This window comes from Enterobacter sp. ECC-219, from assembly GCF_043966805.1.
Lineage (GTDB): Bacteria > Pseudomonadota > Gammaproteobacteria > Enterobacterales > Enterobacteriaceae > Enterobacter > Enterobacter cloacae_N.
In genome coordinates this window covers 3388279-3410671 of record NZ_CP143680.1, presented here as the reverse complement: position 1 = coordinate 3410671, position 22393 = coordinate 3388279, and the positions used below count along the sequence as shown (strand labels likewise).

General features: G+C 53.9%; 20 protein-coding genes. 8 read left to right on the top strand and 12 right to left on the bottom strand.

The features are described from left to right. Positions 1 to 95: 95 nt before the first annotated feature. The 5 genes from V1603_RS16190 to V1603_RS16170 all read right to left on the bottom strand — a co-directional run bounded on the left by V1603_RS16190 (position 96) and on the right by V1603_RS16170 (position 8014). A complete protein-coding gene (locus V1603_RS16190) occupies positions 96 to 2030 on the bottom strand; it encodes an exoribonuclease II (RefSeq protein WP_395312950.1) in 1935 nt (644 codons plus the stop codon). A gap of 88 nt (positions 2031 to 2118) precedes the next feature. Next, the gene (locus V1603_RS16185) at positions 2119 to 3105 is read right to left on the bottom strand and encodes a CMD domain-containing protein (RefSeq protein WP_116339507.1); all 987 of its coding nucleotides are present in this window, start codon (positions 3103 to 3105) and stop codon (positions 2119 to 2121) included. Positions 3106 to 3261: 156 nt separating this feature from the next. Then, positions 3262 to 4050 carry an enoyl-ACP reductase FabI gene (gene fabI / locus V1603_RS16180; protein ID WP_003856831.1) on the bottom strand — a complete coding sequence of 263 codons (789 nt, stop codon included), beginning with the start codon at positions 4048 to 4050 and terminating at the stop codon, positions 3262 to 3264. 253 nt (positions 4051 to 4303) lie between these two features. Then, complete coding sequence (locus V1603_RS16175) at positions 4304 to 7399, bottom strand: multidrug efflux RND transporter permease subunit (RefSeq protein WP_395312949.1); 3096 nt, start codon at positions 7397 to 7399, stop codon at positions 4304 to 4306. Positions 7400 to 7627: 228 nt separating this feature from the next. After that, positions 7628 to 8014: a transporter gene (locus V1603_RS16170; protein ID WP_302218150.1), complete on the bottom strand. Its 387-nt coding sequence runs from the start codon at positions 8012 to 8014 to the stop codon at positions 7628 to 7630. A 271-nt stretch (positions 8015 to 8285) separates the two neighbouring features. Between V1603_RS16170 and V1603_RS16165 the strand changes: the two genes are divergently transcribed. Both V1603_RS16165 and V1603_RS16160 read left to right on the top strand, forming a co-directional pair. Next, the gene (locus V1603_RS16165) at positions 8286 to 8990 is read left to right on the top strand and encodes a response regulator (RefSeq protein WP_395312948.1); all 705 of its coding nucleotides are present in this window, start codon (positions 8286 to 8288) and stop codon (positions 8988 to 8990) included. Next, the gene (locus V1603_RS16160; RefSeq protein ID WP_395312947.1) at positions 8987 to 10051 is read left to right on the top strand and encodes an ATP-binding protein; all 1065 of its coding nucleotides are present in this window, start codon (positions 8987 to 8989) and stop codon (positions 10049 to 10051) included. Before V1603_RS16165 ends, V1603_RS16160 begins: the two co-directional genes overlap by 4 nt. Before the next feature lie 14 nt (positions 10052 to 10065). Here V1603_RS16160 and V1603_RS16155 read toward each other — a convergent pair whose 3' ends face one another. From V1603_RS16155 to pspF, 7 genes are all read right to left on the bottom strand, one after another. After that, positions 10066 to 10980, bottom strand: coding sequence for an ATP-grasp fold amidoligase family protein (locus V1603_RS16155; protein WP_395312946.1), 915 nt, complete (start codon positions 10978 to 10980; stop codon positions 10066 to 10068). Between the two features lie 161 nt (positions 10981 to 11141). Next, entirely contained in the window at positions 11142 to 11948 is an 807-nt protein-coding gene (gene sapF, locus V1603_RS16150; protein WP_028013385.1) for a putrescine export ABC transporter ATP-binding protein SapF, read from the bottom strand. Between the two features lies 1 nt (position 11949). Beyond that, the gene (gene sapD / locus V1603_RS16145; protein WP_047958816.1) at positions 11950 to 12942 is read right to left on the bottom strand and encodes a putrescine export ABC transporter ATP-binding protein SapD; all 993 of its coding nucleotides are present in this window, start codon (positions 12940 to 12942) and stop codon (positions 11950 to 11952) included. Next, a complete protein-coding gene (gene sapC, locus V1603_RS16140) occupies positions 12942 to 13832 on the bottom strand; it encodes a putrescine export ABC transporter permease SapC (RefSeq protein ID WP_061098012.1) in 891 nt (296 codons plus the stop codon). Before sapC ends, sapD begins: the two co-directional genes overlap by 1 nt. Next, entirely contained in the window at positions 13819 to 14784 is a 966-nt protein-coding gene (gene sapB, locus V1603_RS16135) for a putrescine export ABC transporter permease SapB (RefSeq protein WP_061098013.1), read from the bottom strand. Before sapB ends, sapC begins: the two co-directional genes overlap by 14 nt. Further along, a complete protein-coding gene (gene sapA / locus V1603_RS16130; protein ID WP_116339519.1) occupies positions 14781 to 16421 on the bottom strand; it encodes an ABC transporter substrate-binding protein SapA in 1641 nt (546 codons plus the stop codon). The genes sapB and sapA overlap by 4 nt, the downstream gene beginning before the upstream one ends. Positions 16422 to 16509: 88 nt before the next feature. Continuing rightward, positions 16510 to 17502: a phage shock protein operon transcriptional activator gene (gene pspF, locus V1603_RS16125; RefSeq protein WP_163330862.1), complete on the bottom strand. Its 993-nt coding sequence runs from the start codon at positions 17500 to 17502 to the stop codon at positions 16510 to 16512. A gap of 151 nt (positions 17503 to 17653) precedes the next feature. Between pspF and pspA the strand changes: the two genes are divergently transcribed. The 6 genes from pspA to V1603_RS16095 all read left to right on the top strand — a co-directional run bounded on the left by pspA (position 17654) and on the right by V1603_RS16095 (position 22383). Continuing rightward, positions 17654 to 18322 carry a phage shock protein PspA gene (pspA, locus tag V1603_RS16120; RefSeq protein ID WP_116339523.1) on the top strand — a complete coding sequence of 223 codons (669 nt, stop codon included), beginning with the start codon at positions 17654 to 17656 and terminating at the stop codon, positions 18320 to 18322. Positions 18323 to 18375: 53 nt separating this feature from the next. Further along, a complete protein-coding gene (pspB, locus tag V1603_RS16115; RefSeq protein ID WP_116339525.1) occupies positions 18376 to 18600 on the top strand; it encodes an envelope stress response membrane protein PspB in 225 nt (74 codons plus the stop codon). Further along, positions 18600 to 18959 carry an envelope stress response membrane protein PspC gene (gene pspC / locus V1603_RS16110; RefSeq protein ID WP_116339527.1) on the top strand — a complete coding sequence of 120 codons (360 nt, stop codon included), beginning with the start codon at positions 18600 to 18602 and terminating at the stop codon, positions 18957 to 18959. Before pspB ends, pspC begins: the two co-directional genes overlap by 1 nt. Before the next feature lie 12 nt (positions 18960 to 18971). Further along, positions 18972 to 19196 (top strand): phage shock protein PspD, encoded by a 225-nt coding sequence (pspD, locus tag V1603_RS16105; RefSeq protein WP_028013376.1) that lies wholly within the window; start codon positions 18972 to 18974, stop codon positions 19194 to 19196. A gap of 195 nt (positions 19197 to 19391) precedes the next feature. Next, positions 19392 to 21077: a sugar phosphorylase gene (locus V1603_RS16100; RefSeq protein ID WP_395312945.1), complete on the top strand. Its 1686-nt coding sequence runs from the start codon at positions 19392 to 19394 to the stop codon at positions 21075 to 21077. Between the two features lie 13 nt (positions 21078 to 21090). Further along, on the top strand, positions 21091 to 22383 hold the full coding sequence (locus tag V1603_RS16095) for an ABC transporter substrate-binding protein (protein ID WP_395312944.1): 1293 nt from the start codon (positions 21091 to 21093) through the stop codon (positions 22381 to 22383). Positions 22384 to 22393: the final 10 nt, after the last annotated feature.

Genomic DNA, 22393 nt, shown 5'->3' with positions numbered 1-22393 from the left:
AAAGTAAGAAAAATGATGCTTTTGCGGGGGGAAAGACGGGAGAAAAAATTGTCGGCCTTTCCGAACGGAAATGACCGACAATTTAGCAGAGGTTATCAGGCGACAGGGCGCGCAATAATACTGCGGGTTTCCATGCGAACTTCAGCGATAGTCACCTCAATCACGTCAGTGACTTTGTAAACCGTCTCGCCTTTAATTTGCACGGTGCCGCTTTCCTGACTGCAGATCAGTTCGTCACGAACGGCGTGCAGGAACGGAGCAGGGATAAAGGCTACCGCACCGTTATCCACCAGGCGTACGCGCATTCCGCCGCGGCTGATATCAACGATCTCCGCCGCGAAGCGGGTATCGGTACCGGCTTTATCCTGCAGGAAACGCGCATAAAGCCAGTCTCCCACGTCACGTTCCGCCATGCGATTCAGACGGCGACGCTCGGCCATCTGCAGGGTCGTGTCGTCCTGAGGCCGGGCAATGGTTTCGCCCTTGATAATCGCTTTTAGCAGGCGGTGGTTAACCATATCGCCGTACTTGCGGATTGGGGATGTCCAGGTGGCGTAGGCCTCCAGACCGAGGCCGAAGTGCGGGCCTGGCTCGGTGCTGATTTCCGCGAAGGACTGGAAGCGGCGAATACGGCTATCCAGGAAACCGGACGGCTGAGCGTCCAGCTCGCGGCGAAGCTTGCAGAAGCCTGGCAGCGTCAGCACTTCTTCCGGATCAACATGCACATCGTGATTCTTCAGCAGAGCCGCCAGCGCTTCGGTATTGGCCGGATCGAATCCGGTGTGAACGTTGTAAATACCAAAGCCCAGCCTGTCGCGCAGCACGCGTGCGGCACAGATGTTGGCGGAAATCATTGCCTCTTCAACGATGCGGTTCGCAATGCGTCGCGGTTCGGCCACGATGTCCAGCACTTCACCTTTCTCGCCCAGAACAAAGCGATAATCCGGTCGGTCTTTGAACACCAGCGCGTGGGTTTTACGCCACTCGCCGCGGTTCAGACAGATGCGGTGCAGCAGACGGAGCTGCGCGGCTATGGCGTCTGATTCAGGTTTCCAGCTGCCGGTATTTTCCAGCCAGTCGGAGACGTTATCGTAGGCCAGCTTGGCTTTGGATTCGACGGTGGCAGCAAAGAACTCGATGTCGTCTTCAATCGCGCCATCGGCGGCAATGGTCATGCGGCAGGCAAGAACCGGACGCACCTCATTTGGGCGCAGCGAGCAGAGGTCGTCAGACAGTTCGCGCGGCAGCATCGGGATGTTAAAGCCCGGCAGGTAGTTCGTGAACGCGCGGATTTTCGCCGTTTCGTCCAGCTTGCTGCCTTCTACGATCCAGGCGGTGGGATCGGCAATGGCGACGGTCAAATGCAGTTTGCCATCGGCGATCTCTTCAGCGTAGAGCGCATCGTCCATATCTTCGGTGCTGGCGCTGTCGATGGTGACAAACTCCAGCGCGGTGAGATCGCGGCGCGTCAGACCTTCATCCTGCATCTCGGTTGCCACGCCGTTCGGCGCTTCTTTTTCAAGATTATGGCGCGCCAGCGTGACCCACCACGGGACGAAATGGTCGTCGCCAAAGGTGATGAACTGGGTCAGTTCAGCATAGAAACCGCGGTCGCCTTTCAGAGGATGACGGCGCATTTCTGCTACGGCCCAGTCACCTTCTTTAAAATCATGCTCAACGCCGCGGGCGGCGCGGCACGGAATGGCATCTTTCAGCAGGGGGTGATCCGGCACGACAGAAAGACGATCGTCCTTTCTCTGCACTTTGCCCACAAAGCGGGTCAGGAACGGCTCGATCAGTTCTTCCGGCTCGGCGGATTCACGTTCTTTCTCGGTATGGATGACGGCCATGACGCGATCGCCATGCATCACTTTCTTCATCTGCGGTGGCGGAATGAAGTAGCTTTTCTGCGCGTCAACTTCAAGGAAGCCAAAGCCCTTTTCCGTGGCTTTCACGACCCCTTCTGCACGCGGCGTCTGGGAATGCAGTTGCTGTTTAAGCTGCGCTAGCAGCGGGTTGTCCTGAAACATAATGTTCTATTTTCGTAGCCATTGAGCGGCTGACAGTTTTACGCGATTCTCACTGCTACAGCAAGCGCTCTTTGGGGAAAGAGTGTGGTTATTCCGCTTTGCCGGAAGCGACTTTTAGCCGATTGAGCCAGCCCTCCAGCGCACATTGGCTCAGCAGGTTGATCGCCTGAACGGCAGTAAGTCCTTCTTCCGTTAGCGGGGTAAATTGTGCGGCACTGAAGCGGTCCGGCGAGCGTGTCAGCAATTCGGCTGCTGCCGTAAGCGCCGGAGGAGGATGCGAAATCGTTTCCCGGCTGTTTATCAGGATCTCACCCGTCAGGTCGAGCAAGGTCGGTTCATGACACAGTACCGGCGTCAGCGCCTCAAGCGCGGGCTCTGCCTGCCAGCGGGAGAGGGACTCAAGTTGATGCGCACTGGCATAGCGAAGCTCGACCACTGGCAGAAGCACTATCCACGCGTCGGAGCACGCCGGCAGGCTGTGTGGCTGAATATGATGGCCCGGCAACCAGCGAACGGGATGGCCAAGCAGCGCCTGAAAGACGGCGACCACGCGCGCCTGAAAACCGATAAAGCCGATTATCTGGTTAATCACCACTATGTCATAGGTAGACAGACCTACCTCATCAAGCTCGTTTCGCGCCTTATCATCAATGACGTCAGGCGAGCTGGCGAGCTGGCGGGCGTACTGGGTGATTTGCGCCAGCCGTCGGTTACTTTCGCGGGAGGAGTCGGGACCCGGCAGCGGGGCGAGGAGGGCGGCGTAGTGGTTGCACAGCCGCTGAACGCCGCAGGCCTGCGCCACCGTCAACGCGGTACTTAACCGATCGTAGGCGCTGAGCGTTCGCAGGCGGTTTACGGGAAGTGAGAGTGGGAACAGCTGGTGGCATAAGGATCTGGCTGGAGCAAGCCAGCCGGTACAGGCGGCGACAATCTCATCTGGCAGGGCTAAATCGAGCAAAAAACGATCGTCGACGTTAGCGGCTTCGGGCACCAGAGGCAGCACATCCGGCTGCGCGTGGTTTGACTGGGTTTCGTGATACCAGTGGCCTTTGCCGGAAAAACGGCGTTGTTCCATGTGCGTTCCTTGATCTCAAAATGGCGATCAATATCCTGGCGTAAGGCAGATAAAGGGAAAAATATTGTTAGGTGATAACAAATAGCAGAACGGAATAACGAAGGGGGGAGTGCGGAGGGGGAAAGCTCTCTTCCCGTGCGGGAAGAGAGCCACAGCTTATTTAATTTCCAGCTCGTTCATTGCAGCGATGTTGAAGCCGCCGTCAACGTGAACCACTTCGCCGGAGATACCTGCGGAAAGATCAGAGCACAGGAATGCAGCAGAGTTACCCACATCTTCAATGGTAACGGTACGACGAATCGGGGTAACCGCTTCGCAGTGTGCCAGCATTTTACGGAAATCTTTGATGCCGGACGCCGCCAGGGTACGGATAGGACCCGCAGAGATGGCGTTAACACGCACGCCTTCAGGACCCATTGCGTTTGCCATGTAGCGTACGTTGGCTTCCAGAGACGCTTTCGCCAGACCCATAACGTTGTAGTTAGGGATAGCACGTTCAGCGCCCAGGTAGGACAGGGTCAGCAGGGCTGCACCCGGGTTCAGCATCGCGCGGCAGGATTTTGCCATCGCTACGAAGCTGTAGGAGCTGATGTCGTGAGCGATTTTGAAGCCATCACGGGTAACCGCGTTCACGTAGTCGCCGTCCAGTTGGTCGCCAGGAGCGAAGCCAATGGAGTGAACGAAACCGTCGAATTTCGGCCATGCTTTTGCCAGTTCAGCAAACATGCCGTCGATGCTTTCGTCTTGTGCAACGTCACATTCCAGAACAATGCTGGAACCCAGCTGCGCGGCAAACTCTTCAACACGGCCTTTCAGCTTGTCGTTCTGGTAGGTGAACGCCAGCTCAGCGCCTTCGCGATGCATTGCCTGTGCGATGCCGTATGCGATGGACAGTTTGCTGGCAACGCCAGTCACCAGAATGCGCTTACCGGAAAGAAAACCCATAGCTTTAATCCTTATATTCATTGCTTATTTTGCCTTGTAATTCATAGCGTTACAGGCAGTATTTCAAAATCATTCGAAATTAGCTCGAAATTATAGCCCACTCACGGCCCCTTGTGTCACGATATTTCTCGCCGATCTCTGAAGACGAATGCCCTAAAAGGTGAGGCGCGGGCTGGCGGGGGCTCAAAATTTCAGCATTCGTCCAGTATATCACCCGGCAGCAGCTTCGCCTCATCCAACCAGCGAGGATCCGCTATCCGTCCCTGGCGTCTTCAACGAAACGCGCAACGACAATAAAGAATACCGGGACGAAGAAGATCGCGAGAAGCGTGCCGCTAATCATGCCGCCAAACACCCCGGTGCCGATAGCGTGCTGCGTGCTGTCACTCGCGCCACGCGCCAGCATCAGTGGCACCACTCCTAACGTAAAGGCTAACGATGTCATCAGAATAGGGCGCAGACGCTGGCTTGCGGCCTGTATCGTTGCCGCCAGCAGGGATTGTCCTTCCCGGTGGAGCTGCCTTGCAAACTCGACAATCAGAATGGCGTTCTTGGCGGAGAGGCCTATCAGGGTAATAAGACCGACCTTAAAGAAAACATCATTCGTCATGCCCGCAACGGAAACGGCAGCCACCGCACCGATAAGCCCCAGGGGAACGACCAGCATCACCGCAAAGGGAATTGACCAGCTCTCATACAGGGCAGCGAGCACCATGAACACGACCAGTATCGACAGAACGATCAGACCCGGGAGTTGAGATTCGGATTTTCTCTCCTGCAATGAACTCCCGGCCCACTCGCCGGCCATCCCCTGCGGTAAATCTCGTGACAACGTCTCCATGGCCTTCATTGCGGTACCGCTGGATGTGCCCGGGGCTGCACTGCCGGTAATGCGGATAGCAGAATATCCCTGATAACGCGTCAACTGCTGCGGCGCAACGTTCCAGGAAAGCGTCGCAAACGTAGATACTGGCACCATCTGCCCCATACGGTTTTTTACCGATAATTTCAGGATCTGCTCAGGCTGCATGCGGTAAGGGGCATCGGCCTGAATAATGACCTGCTGAACGCGGCCATTGTTCGTGTAGTCATTAACGTAGTTCGACCCCATGGTGACCGAGAGCGTCTGGTTGATTTCATCAAATGAAACGCCCAGTGCTTCTGCTTTTTCCCGGTCAATGTGAAGGGCCAGGCTTGTTCCTTCCGGCAGACCGTCTATATACACGTCACTCAGTTCAGGACGCTGATTAGCCTTCACAACCAGCGCATCGGCCGCACTCTTTAACGCCTCGTAGCCCAGTCCCGCCCTGTCCTGCACGTACCAGGTGAAGCCCGAGGAGGTGCCCATATCCGAAATGGCCGGCGGGAGCAGGCTCATCGTGACGGCATCAGAGACGCTCGCCATGCTGGCCTGTATATGGTCAGCTTCATTTTGTGCCGTCGAGCCCTGCCGATCTTTCCAGTCTTTCAGCGTGGTGAAGCCCATGGCCGAATTCGGGCCCGATCCTGAAAAACCAAACCCCAGGATCATAATGTTGCTTTCAATATCCGGCCGGGCCGCAATTTCCTCTTCAAATTTTTTAACCACGTTCAGGGTGCGCTGCATTGTGGCATCGGAAGGCAGCTGAATTGAGGACATAAAATAGCCCTGATCTTCATCCGGCAGAAAGGACGAGGGCAGCGAAGAAAGCCCCAAAAACAGCGCAGCGCAAAGCGCAACGTACAGCAGCAGCATACGCCCGGTTCGTCTCAGCACCGCGCCCAGCCCGGATTCGTACCACCTCGTGAGCGTACGAAAGCGGGCGTTAAACCCTGCCGCGAACCTGCCACCACCGTGCTTCTCTGCGCTGTGAGGTTTAAGTAGCGTCGCGCAAAGCGCGGGAGTCAACGTGAGGGCAAGAAATGCCGACAACAGTATCGATACCGCCATGGAGATACAAAATTGTCGATAAATAATACCGACGGATCCTTCGGCGAAACCCATGGGAATAAAGACGGCGGTAAGCACCAGCGTGATCCCGATAATTGCCGGCGTGATTTCATTCATGGCCTCCCGGGTCGCGTCGCGCGGAGAGCGTTTTTTTTCTTCCATCAGACGCTCAACGTTCTCCACGACCACAATAGCGTCATCTACGATAATCCCTATCGCCAGAACCATGCCGAACATGGTCAGAATATTGATGGAGTATCCACTCAGTAGCATCACCGTGAAGGTGCCAAGAAGTGCGACGGGGGCAACAATCGCCGGGATAAGCGTACAGCGTATCTTGTGCAGAAACAGCAGCATCACGAGGAAGACCAGGACCATCGCTTCCACAAATGTCTGCACCACCTTCATGATGGAAAGCTTCACAAAAGGCGCGGTATCGAAGGGAACCGTAAACATCATTCCTTCCGGCAACACCTGAGAAAGTTCGTCGATGCGCGCGCGTACGCCTGCAGCCGTACTCATCGCATTGGCGCCGGGCGATAACTGGACTGCCGCAGCCGTTGCGGGTACCCCATTTTCGCGGATGCCGAAAGCGTAGCTTTGCAGGCCGGACTCAATGCGTGCGACGTCGGACAGCTTCAGCCTTGCGCCGGACGCCTCTGATTTCAGTGTAATATTCCTGAAAGCCTCTACGGAAGCGAGCTGCCCCTTGACGGCGATCGGATACGTTACGCCTTGCCCTTCAGATGCCGGTTCATCTCCCGTCTTGCCGGGTGAAACCAGGGCATTTTGCTGGCCAACAGCGGTAAGCACATCGCTCACAGAAAGTCCGTAGCTATGAAGCTTCATTGGGTCCAGCCAGATGCGTAGCGCTTTTTCGCCACCAAAAAGCTGAATTTTCCCTACTCCAGGTACGCGGCGAAGTTCGTCGCTGACATGCCGGGCGAAATAATCGCTTAAATCGGCCTCCTCAAATTTACCGGTTGGAGATTTCAATCCCACCATCATTAAAAATCCGGAATTTGCCGCCTCGACGTTGATACCATTTTGCCTGACCGCCTGTGGCAAACGCGGCTCCACAATTTTGATCTGGTTCTGAAGGTCCATCTGCGCCAGCTTGATGTCCGTGCCGGGCTTAAACGTCACGGTAATAGACGCAGAACCGGTTGTGTCACTGGATGATTCGAAGTAGAGCAAATTATCGACGCCAGATATTTCGCGCTCAATTAACGACACCACTGAAGTATTCATAATATCGGGGCTGGCACCCGGGTAGGTGACAGAAATAATGATCCCAGGCGGTGCCACCGCCGGATACTGCGCAACCGGCAGCCGGGGGATAGACAAAACACCTGCCAGGACGATAAAAAGCGCCACTACCCAGGCGAAAATTGGACGTTCAATAAAAAAATGAGGCATTAATTTAACTTCCAGATACGTGAATTTCGTCGTCGGTTGACACGCGCTAGCCGGTATCCCTGAGGAGAACGACGGTTATTAGTGAGGTTTATCATTATGGGTAACAGGTATATGGCTATTTCAGTGAGTTATTTTTGTTCAAATGGTGTGATGGAAACTCTACAGCTCGCCTGTTTAGCGGACATGGGCGGTTTATGGAGAGAGTGTGGAGCGAAACAGCGCGGTTGTTTAAATCATTCTCATGATGAGGTAAAGCGGTGCACCGCCAAAAAACAGAATTAAATAACACTCGTAGTAAAACACCAGATCGTTAAAATCTGGCGTAGCGTTCAGCAGAACAGTGAACGTAATAATGAGATAAACAAAAATCACCATCAGCCAGAAGGCGATGAGAAGTAATTCTGTGAACGCACCTGCTTTGTTTTGTATTATCAGAGAGACAACCGACAAGGCAATGCAGCCATAGATAATGGGGGAAGAGGGCAGCGTTGTGGCGACTTTTTCATCCATTTTATGCATCAGTATCAGCCACGTATAAAGTAATCCCCACGTTAGCAGCAGGAACAGGGAAAATATGCCGATTTTTTTAGGAGAGAGGTATTTCGAAAGTTCCATGTTCATTATCTCAACCAAATTCAGAAAGCCTTTAAGCGACAGGGGTATTTACTACGTTAAACGGAAGACGGTTTAACTCCGAATAACTATTCTGGACTGTTATTGTCGAGCCTTTATTGACTGAATGTGTAGGCTGTATGGAGAAATTGCCGGACACTTAAATTAACCCAGGAAATTTTCGCGGCCACGGCACTTTTTCCCGGAGCCTGTGTCTTATTGTGCTAAAGATATCTGATAGCGTGCTCAAAGGGATTTCACCCGCGGAGATAAAATGAACAAAAATACTCTAATCCTTGTTGTTGAAGATGAAGACGAAATTGCCGATATACTGATGAGTTACTTAGAGCGTTCAGGGATGAAAACGCTGAGAGCCCGGCAGGGCGAACAGGCGATAGCGCTCAATCGACTCCATAAACCGGATCTTATCTTGCTGGACATCCATTTGCCCCTGTGCGATGGCTGGAGCGTACTCACGACGCTCCGCCAGGAAAGTACCGTGCCTGTTATTATGGTGTCCGCTCTCGATCAGGACGTGGATAAGCTTATGGGGCTGCGGCTTGGCGCGGATGATTACGTCATCAAACCTTTCAACCCATCCGAAGTGGTCGCGCGGGTTGAAGCGGTGCTGCGCAGAACCAAACCGGCTCTCCAGCAGGCGGGGGCCGTGCCTCTCAGGACGCCTTTTATTACGGTCTATCCGGACGATTTCTACGTTGAGGTCACCGCTGGCGAAGAGGTGGTCTCGCCGGTATTAACGACGACGGAATTTAAACTTCTTACTTATCTGGTGAGATACCCGCGTAAGGTCTGTTCCAGGGAAGAGTTACTCAACGCATGTCTGCCGGAGGGCGATACGCTCGACAGAACGGTAGACAGCCATATGAGCAAGCTGCGTAAAAAGCTGGAGCTTGCGGGCCTTTATGGCATTCCTGAAAGTATTCGGAGGATGGGCTATCGGCTTGGGGAGAAAAAATGAACAGAGATTCTGTCCTGAGTCGGCAGATCTTAACGTATATGCTGCTGCTGACGTTTACGATAATTGCCATTGCGGTACTGGGCTCCTGGTTTTTTTACTCTTTTATTCTCGATCACCTCCCCGGCGGCGCCGTTGCGGGTGATGATGAGCAGATGACGATGTGGGACTGGGTGTGGATCGGGACCGCCACAACAATCAGTCTGATAATCGCGATATTTTTAACGATCAAACTTTCTTCGCGAATACTCACCCCGTTAAACGCGGTAGCGTCCAGCCTGAGAAAAATTTCTCAGGGTCAACTGGACGCCCGGGCTTATTGTGCCAGCTCCCGGCTCGGAGAGGTCAATCATCTGGTCACGGATTTCAATGAAATGGCGGAAAAACTCCAGACGCTGGATATTCAGAGGAAATCCTGGAATGCCGCCATTGCCCATGAGCTGAGAACCCCGGTTACGATTTTACGCGGTCGGCTTCAGGGGCTGGTTGACGGCGTCTTTGAGCCAGATCCGCAACTCTTTAATAACCTTCTCAGGCAGACTGAGGGGTTAACCCGTTTGATTGAAGATCTCCGGGTGATCAGCTCGGACGGCGGGGCGGGTTATACGTTGTATAAATCCAGAACAGACCTCAAAGCCACAATCCAGGATGCGTTTGATACTTTCATGCCCGAGTTCAAACGCAACCAATTTACGCTTAAGACTGAGCTGAGAGAACAGCGATGCGTGTTCGACCCCTTGCGCATCAATCAGTGTCTGGCCGTTCTGTTTGACAACGCATTACATTATTCAACTTCGCGGAAACTCATCGTAAAAAATGGCGTCTCTGATAAAGGCAATTTTATTCTTATTCAGGATGGCGGGCCGGGCATCCCCAGAGAATTTCATGATTTCTTATTTCAACCCTTCCAGCGGGATAATGGTGCCAGAGAGTTGAATCCTGAAGGATGTGGTTTAGGCTTATCGGTGGTAAAAGCCATCATGCTGGCTCATGGTGGCGACGTAACGTATACCTTATCGAAGCAAAACCACTCCCTGTTCAAGCTGACCTGGCCCGATGCCTGAGCCCTGGCGGGAGGTCAGCCTGGCCTGTCCGCCGATAGCGGCAACTGCCATATAGCGCCTAATTTTGTATCCCACTCCAGCGGGGTAATACGCAGTTTGCCTCGTTTTGGGCTTAAGGTTATTTCACTGAAGTAAATTTCATTGCTTTTTAGCATGAGGTCAACGCGGCAGTAGTCAAGGCCATTCGCCAGCTCCTGAGCGGCCAGCAAAGCCTCACGGAACAACTCCGGCTCGCCGGGCGCTACCGGCGTATTAGGGTATTCCATCCGGAAAGGCTGTAAATTCCAGTATCGGTCGTAAACGTTGATAAACTCTCTGCCGCGGTCATCCGTAAAATCGGCCTCAACATAGTGTGCGATGCCGTGAAAACAGTGAATTCGCAGCATTTCCGGCGTGCTGTTCCTGTCCGCATTATTGAAAAGATCGACATAAGGCTCACACAGTATAACGGGTATAATATTTTTGTACTGCCACTCGCGCGTGGTGTAATACAAATTCTTCTTTAATGCGAGATTGAGCTTTTTTCGGGCCTGCCGGTAATTGAACTGGTCTTTGTTTGTACAGATTATTGTGCTACCACTATCATGATTGCACTTAAGGACGAATTGATCGGGCAGTGTTGAAAAATCAATATGCGAAAACCTGCGGTATACTCCAATCAGAGGGACCGCTTTTACTCGCGTTGTTCTGGACGCAACGTATTCGCGGACGGCGAGTTTATCGGCAAGCATTGTGTAGAGATTATTATGGTCATAGACCAGTCGATGGCATATTTTTTCACTCAACGTAGTGGGTGATTTAATGTCAGGGGTTTTCCCTGATGTCTTTTCGAGCCTTGCAGTATGAAAATTAAGGTCCGTCATTAAATATGAACGGCATTTTCTGATGAGATACTCTGCGTATTTCAGAACATAGGTGGCGGTGTTCATTTCTTCTCCTCCGTAATATCCGGATATTCTGGAGAAGAACTGTTGATGGATAGTGCTTAAACTATGGAGCAGAGATGGAGACAAAAAATTAAAGGATTAAATAGCGCGTGCAGACTATTTAATCCTTATTTAAGCGGAGCAATCTGTGTTTACCGCGGCACTTAACGGTCCTTTCTCCACGCATCGGCGGTCAATGCTTCACCGAAATGACCGGCAATCAGCCTTTTCGTCAGCTCATGAAGCGGGGAGGCCATCACATCCGCCGTGCTGCCGCGCTCGACGACTTCCCCCTGGTGCATAACCATCACCTGGTCGCTGATGTGCTTCATCATTCCCAGATGCTGGGTGACGTAGATATATGAGATCCCCTGTTTTTCCTGCAATTCCAGCATCAGGTTAATCAGCTGCGAACGCATCGACATATCCAGCGAGGCAAGCGCTTCGTCAGCAACGATCACTTTCGGGCGCAGAATCAACGCGCGCGCCAGGCCCAGACGCTGTTTCTGACCCGGGGCCAGCATATGCGGGTAGTAGCTTTCATGATCCGGTAACAGCCCAACCATACGCAGGGTTTCGAAGATACGCTTGCGGCGCGCCTCTGGCTCCAGTTCGGTATTCAGACGCAGAGGGAAATCAAGGATCTGCGAAATGCGCTGGCGTGGATTAAGCGAGGTTGACGGATCCTGGAAGATCATGCGGATGCGCTGGCTGCGGAAAGAGTAATCGCCAAACTGCAGAGGATGATCGTCAATCAACACTTCTCCAGCGGTGGGCTCGACCATGCCGGCAAGCATCTTCGCCAGCGTGGATTTGCCGGAGCCGTTTTCGCCAATGATCGCCAGCGTCTGTTTTTCACGCAGGGTAAAACTCAGCGGCTTCACCGCTTCGACAGTCTGACGATGAAACAGCCCCGTGCGGTAGCGAAAGGTCTTACTCAGATTGCGGACTTCCAGCAAGGTTTCGACCATTTCACTCTCTCTCCATGTTCAGCGGGAAATGACAGGCATAAAGATGATTTTTGGCGCCGGTCAGGCGCGGTGTTTCGATACATTTACGCTGAGCATACGGACAACGCGGCCCCAGACGACAGCCTATTGGCAATGATTCCAGCAGCGGAATCGCCCCGGGCAGGGTATTCAGACGGCTCTTGTGCGGCATGGCGCTGCCAAAATCCGGAATGGCGCGGATAAGCGCCTGCGTGTACGGATGGTGCGGCGCGGTGATCAGGTCTTCACTGGGGGCAGTTTCGACCGTTTGTCCGCAGTACATCACGTCAATTTTATCCGCCCACTTGCTGAGCATTTGCAGGTCATGGCTGATCAGCAATATGGTGGTATTGTTGTTCTGGTTCAGGCGCGACAGCAGGCGGAAAATTTGCGCCTGCGTGGTTGGCTCCATTGCGTTCGTCGGCTCATCCGCAATCAGCAAACGCGGCTGATTAGCCAGCGCGATGGCAATCATCACTTTCTGGCACTCGCCGTCGGTAAGCTCGTACGGGAAGCTGCGCATCGCGTCTTTATGATCTTTGATCCCGACGCGGTGCAACAGCTCAATGGCGCGGCGTTTGCGCCAGCCGAAACGCTGCCACCAGCGGCCTTTATAGGTCCAGCCGGGAATGTTCTGCATCAGCTGTTTGCCTACGCGCTCGGACGGATCGAGGCAGGACTGTGGCTCCTGGAAAATCATCGAGACGTTATGGCCGACCAGCTTACGCCGCTCGCGCGGGGAGAGGCGCAGCAGGTCGATATCGTCAAACCGCATACGGTCGGCGGTCACGCGCCAGTTATCTTTCGCCACGCCGCAGATAGCTTTGGCGATCAGGCTTTTGCCCGAGCCGGATTCCCCCACCAGCCCGCGAATCTCGCCCTCTGCGAGGGTGATGCTGATGCGATCGACGGCTTTTACCCAGCCTTCACCGGTTTTGAATTCAATGGTGAGGTTGCGAATATCAAGAAGCGGCATTATTGCACCCCCGCGTTAATTGCACGGCGAATACCGTCGCCCAGCAGGTTGATCAGCAACACGCTTACCATAATCGCCGCCCCCGGCAGCATAACCGTCCACGGTGCCACGTAGATCAATTCCAGCGCGTCACCGAGCATCGCCCCCCATTCAGGGGACGGCAGCTGCGCACCGAGGTCGAGGAAGCCGAGCGCAGCGATGTCCAGGATCGCCATCGACAGCGCCCGGGTGATTTCGGTGACCAGCCCGGCAGCGATGTTTGGCAGAACGGCAAACCACAGAATGTTGAAGGTCGTCGCACCGTCCAGACGGGCCGCAACGACATACTCTTTTTCCAGCTCGTCATGCACCATGCTGTAAACCGAGCGCACGATGCGGGGCAGGATAGCCAGCCAGACGGCGAACATGGCATGTGACAGATGCGGGCCGGCAAAGGCAACCACGATGATTGCCAGCAGCAGAGAAGGAATCGACAGCAGCGTGTCCAGAATGTGGTTCAGCACCGCCGAGCGAAGGCCATGCGTGGAGCCCGCGAAAATACCGAGCGCCAGTCCACAGATCGTCGCCGCGAGCGTCACGACAAACGCGCCGCCCACCGTCGGGGCGGCCCCGCTTAACAGACGGCTTAACACGTCGCGTCCGAGGTCGTCAGTGCCGAGGAAGAAAGAGACTTCGCCGTAGCGAGACCAGGAAGGCGGCAGCAGCTGATAGCCAAGGAACTGCTGATCGATGCCATAAGGCGCAAACCACGAGCCAAAGAGGCAAAGCAATACCAGACCGGCACAGCCATAAAGACCAATCATTGCCGTGGTGTCACCATAGAACTTACGCCACACGGTACGCAGCGCACCGGGCGTGCGCTTTTCACTGTATACGTTATCGTAAGGCATACCATTCCTTATGCTTCAATGGGTTAGCCATCGCACCCAAAATATCGGACAACACGTTAACAATAATGACCAGCGAACCAATCACCATCACACCCGCTGAGATAGCGGCGTAATCCTGCTGGCGGATGGCGTTAATCAGCCAGCGTCCCAGCCCTGGCCAGCTAAAGACCATCTCGGTGATCATGGCCAGCGTAAGCATGGTGGAGAACTGCAGCCCAAGACGCGGAATCACCGGCGGCAAAGCGTTGTGCAGGACGTTGCGGCGCAGTATGGTCAGGCGCGATAATCCGCGCGTGGCAGCAGCTTTGACATAGTTCTGCTCAAACACCTCGATGGTGCTCAGGCGCATCAGGCGGATCACCTCGGTCGTCGGCGCAACCGCCAGCGTCAGCACCGGCAATACCATATGGCGCAGGGCGCTGACGATCATCTCATGGCGCCACACCGAATCGGAAAGCCACGCGTCAATGATGGCAAAACCCGTCACTGTTTTAACTGTATAGAGCAGGTCAAAACGGCCAGAGACCGGCAGCCAGCCCATCGTCAGCGAGAAGAATAGCGTCAGCAGCAGCGCCAGCCAGAATACCGGGATAGAGAAGCCGAGCAGGGCGAGGGCGCTGATAAACTTATCCTGCCATTTGTTGCGGTAGATCCCGGCCAGCATGCCCACGGGGATACCCACCATCAGGGCAAAGCCGAAGGCCAGAATGCACAGCTCCATCGTGGCCGGGAACACCTCTTTCAGCTGCTCGGAGATAAGCTGCCCGTTGATGCTCGACACGCCGAAATCCCAGTGCAGCAGACCGTTAAACCAGAACAGCCAGGCATCCCACAGCGATGAGCCCTGAAGCGGGGCGTGCGGCGTAAAATAGCTCAGGCTGAAGCCGACAAAGGTCAGCAGAAAGAGCGTCACCAGCAGCAGCAGGAGTCGACGTAAGGTAAAAATAATCATGGTTTTTTCACCTCTTGTTCTTTTTCGCGCGACACGCCGGCGAACGAGGCGTTGCCGAACGGACTCAGCACCAGACCTTTAATATCGTAGCGATAGGCCTGAAGACGCAGGGAAGAGGCCAGCGGTAGCACGGGCAGTTCCTGAGCGAGGATCTTCTGCGCTTCATCATAGGCGTCAATGCGCGAGGCCAGTTGCTGGGAAGAGAGCGCTTTTTGCAGCACGGCGTCAAACTCCCGGTTACACCAGTGAGCGTAGTTGGTCTGCGAATTTATCGCCGCACAGCTCAGCAGCGGCCGGAAGAAGCTGTCCGGGTCGTTACTGTCGGTGGCCCAGCCTGTCAGGGTGAGATCGTGATTCATGTCCATCAGGCGCGCCTCCTGAAAACGGCCCTCAACCGGTACAATGATCACTTTGACGCCCACCTGCGCCATATCCGCCTGCAGCAGCTCGGCGGTTTTCAGCGGGCTCGGGTTCCACGCCTGGGAACTGGTTGGCACCCAAAGCTGCAGCGTCAGGTTTTCTGCGCCCAGCGCCTTCAGCTGTTCACGCGCCTTTGCCGGATTGTATTCCGTAATTTTAGCCTCACCGTCGTAGGCCCACGAGGCGCGCGGTAAAATTGATGCTGCGGTTTCTGCCGTGCCGTAGTAGATCGACTGCATCAGGCGCTGATTGTTAATCGCCAGCGCCAGCGCGTGGCGAACGGCAGGGTTGTTCAACGGCGGCTTATCGGTGTTAAAGGCCAGATAAGCGATGTTCATACCCGGGCGTAACGTCAGACGCAGACGCGGATCGTCGCGTAAAATCGTGAGCTGGCTGGCGGCAGGCCAGGCGAGCACGTCACACTCCCCGGTGAGTAGTTTCGAGAGCCGTCCCGTTCCGCCAGAACCGAGATCGACCACCACCTGCGGCATCAGCGGCGTGCCGCGCCAGAAATGTTCGTGACGCTGCAGGCGAATATATTGCCCCGCGCGGTATTCGGCCAGCTGGAACGGCCCGGTACCGACCGGTTGGCGGTCTAGCAGTTCCTGGCGATCTTTTTTCGTCAGCTTCGCCGCGTATTCGGCGGACATGACGGATGCATAGTGGGTCGCCAGGTGCCAGAGGAAGGAGGCATCCGGGCGCGCCAGCGTAAATTCAACCGTCCGGCTGTCCAGCTTGCGCACGCTTTTAACAGTGTCTGCAAACTGCAGGCTGTCGAAATAGGGGAAATTATCCCCGTTAACGTTATGCCACGGGTGGTTACGGTTAAAGATGCGCTGGAAGGTGAAGACAACGTCATCCGCGTTCAGCTTGCGCGTGGGGGTAAACCACGGCGTGCGCTGAAACGCGACATCGTCGCGCAGGCGAAAACGGTAGGTTGCACCGTTGTCCAGGACTTCCCAGCTTTCCGCAAGTTCAGGCACCAGGCGGTAGGTGTACGGGTCGACATCAAGCAGGCGGTCATACAGCTGCGCGGCGAGCGTATCCACAATCAGGCCGCTGCCCGCTTTTTGCGGGTTAAAGGTATCTACCTGGCCGCTCACGCAATAAACGAAGCCGCTGTCACGGATGTCAGGCTGTGTAGTTTGCCCGGGCGCAGCAAACGCCAGGCCGCTGAACAGACCGAGTGCAAAAAAGGACGATAAAACCAGACGCATAATTTTTAAGGTTTTTAGGTTCGATCTGCAAAGTGTATCGCACTTACGCCTGCTTCGTAAAAATGTCTGCGGGCAAGTGCCGATATTGTCAGCGCATTTGATGCTTTTTGAGCAATGCCCGTAACTGATGGTAGGTCAGGCCCAGAAGTTCAGCCGCCCGTTTCTGGTTATATTTCGCCGCCTTCAGGCTTTGCTCCAGCAGCTGTTGCTCCTGGTCGTGCTGGAACTGGCGTAAATCCAGCGGGAGAGTTGGGGCGTCGCCTGAAGACGATGGCATGGGTAGCGATGGCGCATTGCGCTGAAAAGGATCGATAATGATATTGTCCAGCTCCGTCTCGCTGCTGCCGTGGCGGTATACAGAACGCTCCACAACGTTCTTCAGCTCGCGGATATTTCCCGGCCAGCGGTAGGCCAGTAGCGTCTCCCGCGCATAATCGCTGAAGCCGGGGAACAGGGGGAGGCCGAGCTCGCGGCACATCTGGATCGCAAATTGTTCAGCCAGCAGCATGATGTCGCTTCTCCGATCGCGCAGGGGCGGAAGCTGAACGACGTCAAAGGCCAGACGGTCAAGCAGATCGGCACGGAATTTCTCCTCCGCAACCATCTCCGGCAGATTGGCGTTGGTGGCGCAGACCAGGCGCACGTTAACCTGCAGCGGCTGACTGCCGCCGACGCGTTCCAGTTCGCCATACTCAATGACGCGCAGCAGTTTTTCCTGCACCAGCATCGGCGCGGTGGCGAGTTCATCAAGGAACAGGGTGCCGCCGTCGGCGCGCTCAAAACGCCCCGGATGACGCTTCTGAGCGCCGGTAAATGCCCCCGCCTCGTGGCCGAACAGCTCGGTGTCGAGCAGGTTTTCATTCAGCGCCGCACAGTTAAGAGAAATGAAGGGGCCGTCCCAGCGTCCGGATAAGTAGTGCAGACGGTTGGCAATCAGTTCCTTACCCGTGCCGCGCTCGCCGATAATCAGTACCGGTTTGTTGAGCGGCGCAAGGCGAGAAACCTGTTCCAGCACCTCAAGAAAACTGTTGGCTTCGCCGAGTAAGTTATCTTTATATTGAGCCATGATGAAATTAACCACTCCTTAGCGATATTCACCAAGTCAGCATAGTTCTGCAATGAATAAAAATCAATCACCCTCTGGAAAATCAATAAGATAAAAAGTTGGCACGGGAATTGTATTATCAGTACAGCAGGGCATAGCCCGATAACAGAACTATGAGGATTTGATTATGGGTATTTTTTCTCGTTTTGCCGACATCGTGAACGCCAACATCAACTCGCTGCTGGAGAAAGCGGAAGATCCGCAGAAGCTGGTGCGCCTGATGATTCAGGAGATGGAAGACACGCTGGTTGAAGTGCGTTCTACCTCCGCTCGTGCGCTGGCTGAGAAAAAACAGTTAACGCGCCGTATTGAGCAGGCCACCGCTCAGCTCAATGAATGGCAGGAAAAAGCGGAACTCGCCCTGCGCAAAGATAAAGAAGATCTGGCACGCGCGGCGTTAATTGAAAAGCAGAAGCTGGCGGAGATGATCGCTACGCTTGAGCATGAAGTAACGCTTGTGGACGACACGCTCACCCGCATGAAGAAAGAGATTGGTGAGCTGGAAAATAAACTGAGCGAAACCCGGGCGCGTCAGCAGGCGCTGACCCTGCGTCATCAGGCGGCAAGCTCTTCTCGCGACGTGCGTCGTCAGTTGGACAGCGGCAAGTTGGATGAGGCTATGGCGCGTTTTGAGTCATTTGAGCGTCGTATCGATCAGATGGAAGCGGAAGCAGAGAGCCACAGCATGGGTAAGCAAAAGTCGCTGGATCAACAGTTTGCCGACCTGAAAGCGGACGATGAAATCAGCGAGCAGCTGGCGGCATTGAAAGCCAAAATGAAGCAAGATAACCAATAATAATGTAGCGGCACCTGAGCGTGCCGCTAAGCATCCTACGACAAGGAGTACACATGAGCGCGCTTTTCCTGGCCATTCCCCTGACGATTTTCGTGCTGTTTGTTTTGCCGATTTGGTTATGGCTGCACTACAGCAACCGGTCATCGCGGGACGATTTATCCCAGAGTGAACAACAACGTCTGGCGCAACTTACCGAGCAGGCGAATAAGATGCGCGATCGCATTCAGGCGCTGGAAGCAATCCTGGATGCAGAACATCCTAACTGGAGGGACCGTTAATGTCAGGACTGAATCTGAATAAAAAATTGTGGCGAATTCCACAGCAGGGCATGGTGCGCGGCGTTTGCGCCGGGCTGGCCCATTATCTTGACGTTCCGGTCAAACTGGTTCGCGTGGTCACGGTGCTGTCGATATTTTTTGGCCTGGCGTTTATCACTTTCGTGGCATACATCGTTCTGTCGTTTGTACTTGACCCGATGCCGGAAGGAGAGCTGGCTGCCGAAGGCGCGCCTACCAGTAACGATCTTCTCAATGCGGTTGACGATCAATTGGCAGCCGGTGAGAAGCGGTTGCGTGAGATGGAGCGTTATGTCACATCCGATACCTTTACGCTGAGAAGTCGTTTTCGTCAGCTTTAAGAGAGAATATACATGAAGAAAAACTGGCAGCAGGCCGGTCAGAAGGTAAAACCCGGCCTGAAAATCGCAGGTAAACTGGTTCTGATGACGGCGTTGCGTTACGGCCCGGCAGGTGTGGCGGGCTGGGCGATCAAATCTGTTGCCCGCAAGCCGGTCAGAATGTTGCTGGCCGTAGCCCTTGAACCCCTGTTGCAAAAAGCGGCAAAGCGCCTGTCACGCCGCTACTTATCCCGATAATTCACGCTCGCGTTAGCCCTTTCTCTCCCTGGAAGGGCAACGACATTTCATCCTTTTCCCTCACTTTCTTTGCGGCAGCTCACATTACTGCACAGAGCTGCTTTGTAATTGCGTTTTTCAGCCTCCCGGTTCGTTGACAGATATTTTTCATGGGAGTAGATTGCCCTTCATGGGACCGCTACCACGGAAAATAATGTGAACGCAAAAATTAAAAATCTTATCAATCATATTTACGGTGAATCATTTTCTGAAGCACATTTTAAAATGTTATTAACAAAGCTTGAACAAGCTGCTGTTGATATTACAGAAAAGCGTAAATCAGGCTGGGATGAAAAAGACGTTGTTCTGATTACCTACGCCGATCAGTTCTCCGCGAAAGGGGAGAAAGCGTTGCCGGTATTTACCCGCTTTTATAATGAGTGGCTTGCTCGCACGTTTTCCCATGTCCACCTTTTACCTTTTTATCCGTGGTCCTCTGATGACGGGTTTTCCGTTATTGATTACCACAACGTTGCGCCTGAAACCGGAACCTGGCAAGACGTTGCTGATTTAAAACAGTCCGCCAGTTTAATGTTTGATTTCGTGTGCAACCATATGTCAGCAAAAAGTGAATGGTTTGCTAATTATCTTGCGCAGAAACCTGGCTACGAAGATTTCTTTATTGCTGTCGATCCTGAAACCGATTTATCTGCGGTAACGCGTCCTCGCGCATTACCGTTGCTGACGCCATTTACGCTGCATGATGGCAGCGTGCGTCATCTTTGGACCACCTTCAGTGATGACCAGATCGATCTCAACTTCGCCTCGCCTCAGGTGCTGATTGCGATGGTTGACGTGCTGCTCCATTACCTGGCGGAAGGGGCGCGTTATATCCGTCTGGATGCTGTCGGGTTTATGTGGAAAATCCCTGGAACAAGCTGCATCCACCTGGAACAGACCCACTGTCTTATCCAGCTTTTCCGTGCCATTACCGAGGCCGTGGCACCAGGAACGGTGATCATTACTGAGACTAACGTTCCTCATAAGGACAATATCTCTTACTTCGGTGACGGTGAAAATGAAGCCCAGATGGTCTATCAGTTCTCCTTGCCACCGCTGGTGCTGCATGCAGTGCACCGTCAGGATGTTAAAGCCCTCTGTCAGTGGGCGGGATCGCTGGCGCTGCCTTCAACAAAAACAACCTGGTTCAACTTCCTGGCGTCTCATGACGGTATCGGTCTGAACCCGCTGCGCGGCATTTTGCCGGAATCAGAAATCCTCGCACTGGTTGAGAAACTTCAGCAGGAAGGGGCACTGGTCAACTGGAAAAATAATCCTGACGGAACGCGCAGTCCTTACGAAATCAATGTGACCTATCTTGACGCGTTAAGTGCGCAAAACAGTTCCGATGATGAACGCATTGCGCGCTTTATTCTGGCGCATGCAGTACTGTTAAGTTTCCCAGGCGTACCTGCCGTGTATATTCAAAGCATTCTTGGCTCCCGTAACGATTATGAAGGGGTCGAGCGCCTCGGCTATAACCGCGCGATAAACCGCAAGAAATATACCGCGGGTCAGGTTGATCTTGAACTTAATAATAAAAATAGCATTCGTCATAAGATTTATTCCCGTTTAAGCGAATATATTGCGATCCGACGTGGGGAAAGTGCGTTTCACCCTGATGCACAGGCAATTTTTGAATCACTGGATGAACAAATTCTTAAAATTGTTCGCGTGGCTGAAAATGGTGAGCGAATTACAGCGCTGTTTAATTTTAGTAATAGCGTTCATACCGTTTATGGGGACACGCTTACTGGTATGGAATTACTATCAGGACAAGCTGTTAGCGGTAAAGAACTGACCCTCAATCCATGGCAGGTTATGTGGATTAAAGAAAACTAAAAAGGACCCTAAAATGAAAATGCCCAAAATTGTGCTGTTATCAGCGCTGGTTTCGTGCGCCCTGTTATCAGGCTGTAAGGATGATAAAGCGTCTGCTGTGACCATTGAGTTCATGCACTCGTCAGTAGAGCAGGAGCGTCAGGCGGTTATTACGAAACTGATCGAAAAATTCGAGAAAGAAAACCCTGGCATTACGGTGAAGCAGGTACCGGTGGAAGAAGACGCCTACAACACCAAGGTGATTACGCTCGCCAGAACGGGCGCGCTGCCTGAAGTGATTGAAGTCAGCCATGATTACGCGAAAGTCATGGATAAGGAACAGCTGCTGGATCGCAAGGCTGTCGGCGACGTCATTAAAGCGGTAGGCGAAAAGACCTTCTATGACGGGATCCTGCGCGTTGTACGTACCGAAGACGGTACAGCCTGGACGGGCGTGCCGATGAGCGCCTGGCTGTCCGGCGTCTGGTATCACAAAGATGTGCTTGCTGCCGCGGGTATCCAGGAGCCGCATAACTGGGAACAGCTGCTGAACGCCAGCCAGAAACTTAACGACCCGGCCAGGAAACATTACGGCATTGCACTGCCCACCGCGGAAAGCGTCATGACCGAGCAGGCGTTCTCTCAGTTTGCTCTGTCCGGCGGCGCGAACGTTTTTGATGCCAACGGAAACGTTGAAATTGATACCCCTGAAATGGCGAAAGCACTGGCGTTCTATAAAACGCTGGCCGCGACCACCATGCCGGGCTCGAACGACGTCATGGAGATCAAAGATGCCTTCATGAACGGTTCTGCACCGATGGCCGTCTATTCCACCTACATCCTGCCGGCAGTATTCCAGGATGGTAACCCTGCCAACCTTGGCTTTGTCGTGCCTACAGAAAAGTCCTCTGCCGTTTACGGCATGGTCACGTCGCTGACGATCACCACCGGCCAAAGCGAAGAAGAAACGCAAGCGGCTGAAAAGTTTGTGACGTGGATGGAGCAGGCTCAAAACGCAACCGACTGGGTCATGATGTCGCCGGGCGCGGCGCTGCCGGTGAACACGCTGGTGGTAGGCACGGACACCTGGAAAAACAACGACGTGATTAAAGCGTTTGGGCAACTGCCTTATGAGCTGATCGCCCAGTTCCCGAACGTGCAGGTATTTGGCGCTGTCGGCGACAAAAACTTCACGCGCATGGGCGATGTGACAGGCTCCGGCATTATCAGCTCCATGGTGCATAACGTCACTGTGGGTAAACAAGATCTCAGCGCAACGCTTAGCAAGAGCCAGAAGCGACTGACTGACCTGATTTCACAACGATAGGAGCGCTCTG

Excerpts from the sequence above, each read along its gene's own strand:
- V1603_RS16095 (WP_395312944.1), top strand. The coding sequence starts at position 21,091 with ATGAAAATGCCCAAAATTGTGCTGTTATCAGCGCTGGTTTCGTGCGCC.
- sapF (WP_028013385.1), bottom strand. The coding sequence starts at position 11,948 with ATGGTCGAAACCTTGCTGGAAGTCCGCAATCTGAGTAAGACCTTTCGC.
- sapB (WP_061098013.1), bottom strand. The coding sequence starts at position 14,784 with ATGATTATTTTTACCTTACGTCGACTCCTGCTGCTGCTGGTGACGCTC.
- V1603_RS16165 (WP_395312948.1), top strand. The coding sequence starts at position 8,286 with ATGAACAAAAATACTCTAATCCTTGTTGTTGAAGATGAAGACGAAATT.
- fabI (WP_003856831.1), bottom strand. The coding sequence starts at position 4,050 with ATGGGTTTTCTTTCCGGTAAGCGCATTCTGGTGACTGGCGTTGCCAGC.
- V1603_RS16190 (WP_395312950.1), bottom strand. The coding sequence starts at position 2,030 with ATGTTTCAGGACAACCCGCTGCTAGCGCAGCTTAAACAGCAACTGCAT.
- pspA (WP_116339523.1), top strand. The coding sequence starts at position 17,654 with ATGGGTATTTTTTCTCGTTTTGCCGACATCGTGAACGCCAACATCAAC.
- V1603_RS16155 (WP_395312946.1), bottom strand. The coding sequence starts at position 10,980 with ATGAACACCGCCACCTATGTTCTGAAATACGCAGAGTATCTCATCAGA.
- sapA (WP_116339519.1), bottom strand. The coding sequence starts at position 16,421 with ATGCGTCTGGTTTTATCGTCCTTTTTTGCACTCGGTCTGTTCAGCGGC.
- V1603_RS16160 (WP_395312947.1), top strand. The coding sequence starts at position 8,987 with ATGAACAGAGATTCTGTCCTGAGTCGGCAGATCTTAACGTATATGCTG.
- V1603_RS16185 (WP_116339507.1), bottom strand. The coding sequence starts at position 3,105 with ATGGAACAACGCCGTTTTTCCGGCAAAGGCCACTGGTATCACGAAACC.
- sapD (WP_047958816.1), bottom strand. The coding sequence starts at position 12,942 with ATGCCGCTTCTTGATATTCGCAACCTCACCATTGAATTCAAAACCGGT.
- pspD (WP_028013376.1), top strand. The coding sequence starts at position 18,972 with ATGAAGAAAAACTGGCAGCAGGCCGGTCAGAAGGTAAAACCCGGCCTG.
- pspC (WP_116339527.1), top strand. The coding sequence starts at position 18,600 with ATGTCAGGACTGAATCTGAATAAAAAATTGTGGCGAATTCCACAGCAG.
- V1603_RS16175 (WP_395312949.1), bottom strand. The coding sequence starts at position 7,399 with ATGCCTCATTTTTTTATTGAACGTCCAATTTTCGCCTGGGTAGTGGCG.
- pspB (WP_116339525.1), top strand. The coding sequence starts at position 18,376 with ATGAGCGCGCTTTTCCTGGCCATTCCCCTGACGATTTTCGTGCTGTTT.
- sapC (WP_061098012.1), bottom strand. The coding sequence starts at position 13,832 with ATGCCTTACGATAACGTATACAGTGAAAAGCGCACGCCCGGTGCGCTG.
- V1603_RS16170 (WP_302218150.1), bottom strand. The coding sequence starts at position 8,014 with ATGGAACTTTCGAAATACCTCTCTCCTAAAAAAATCGGCATATTTTCC.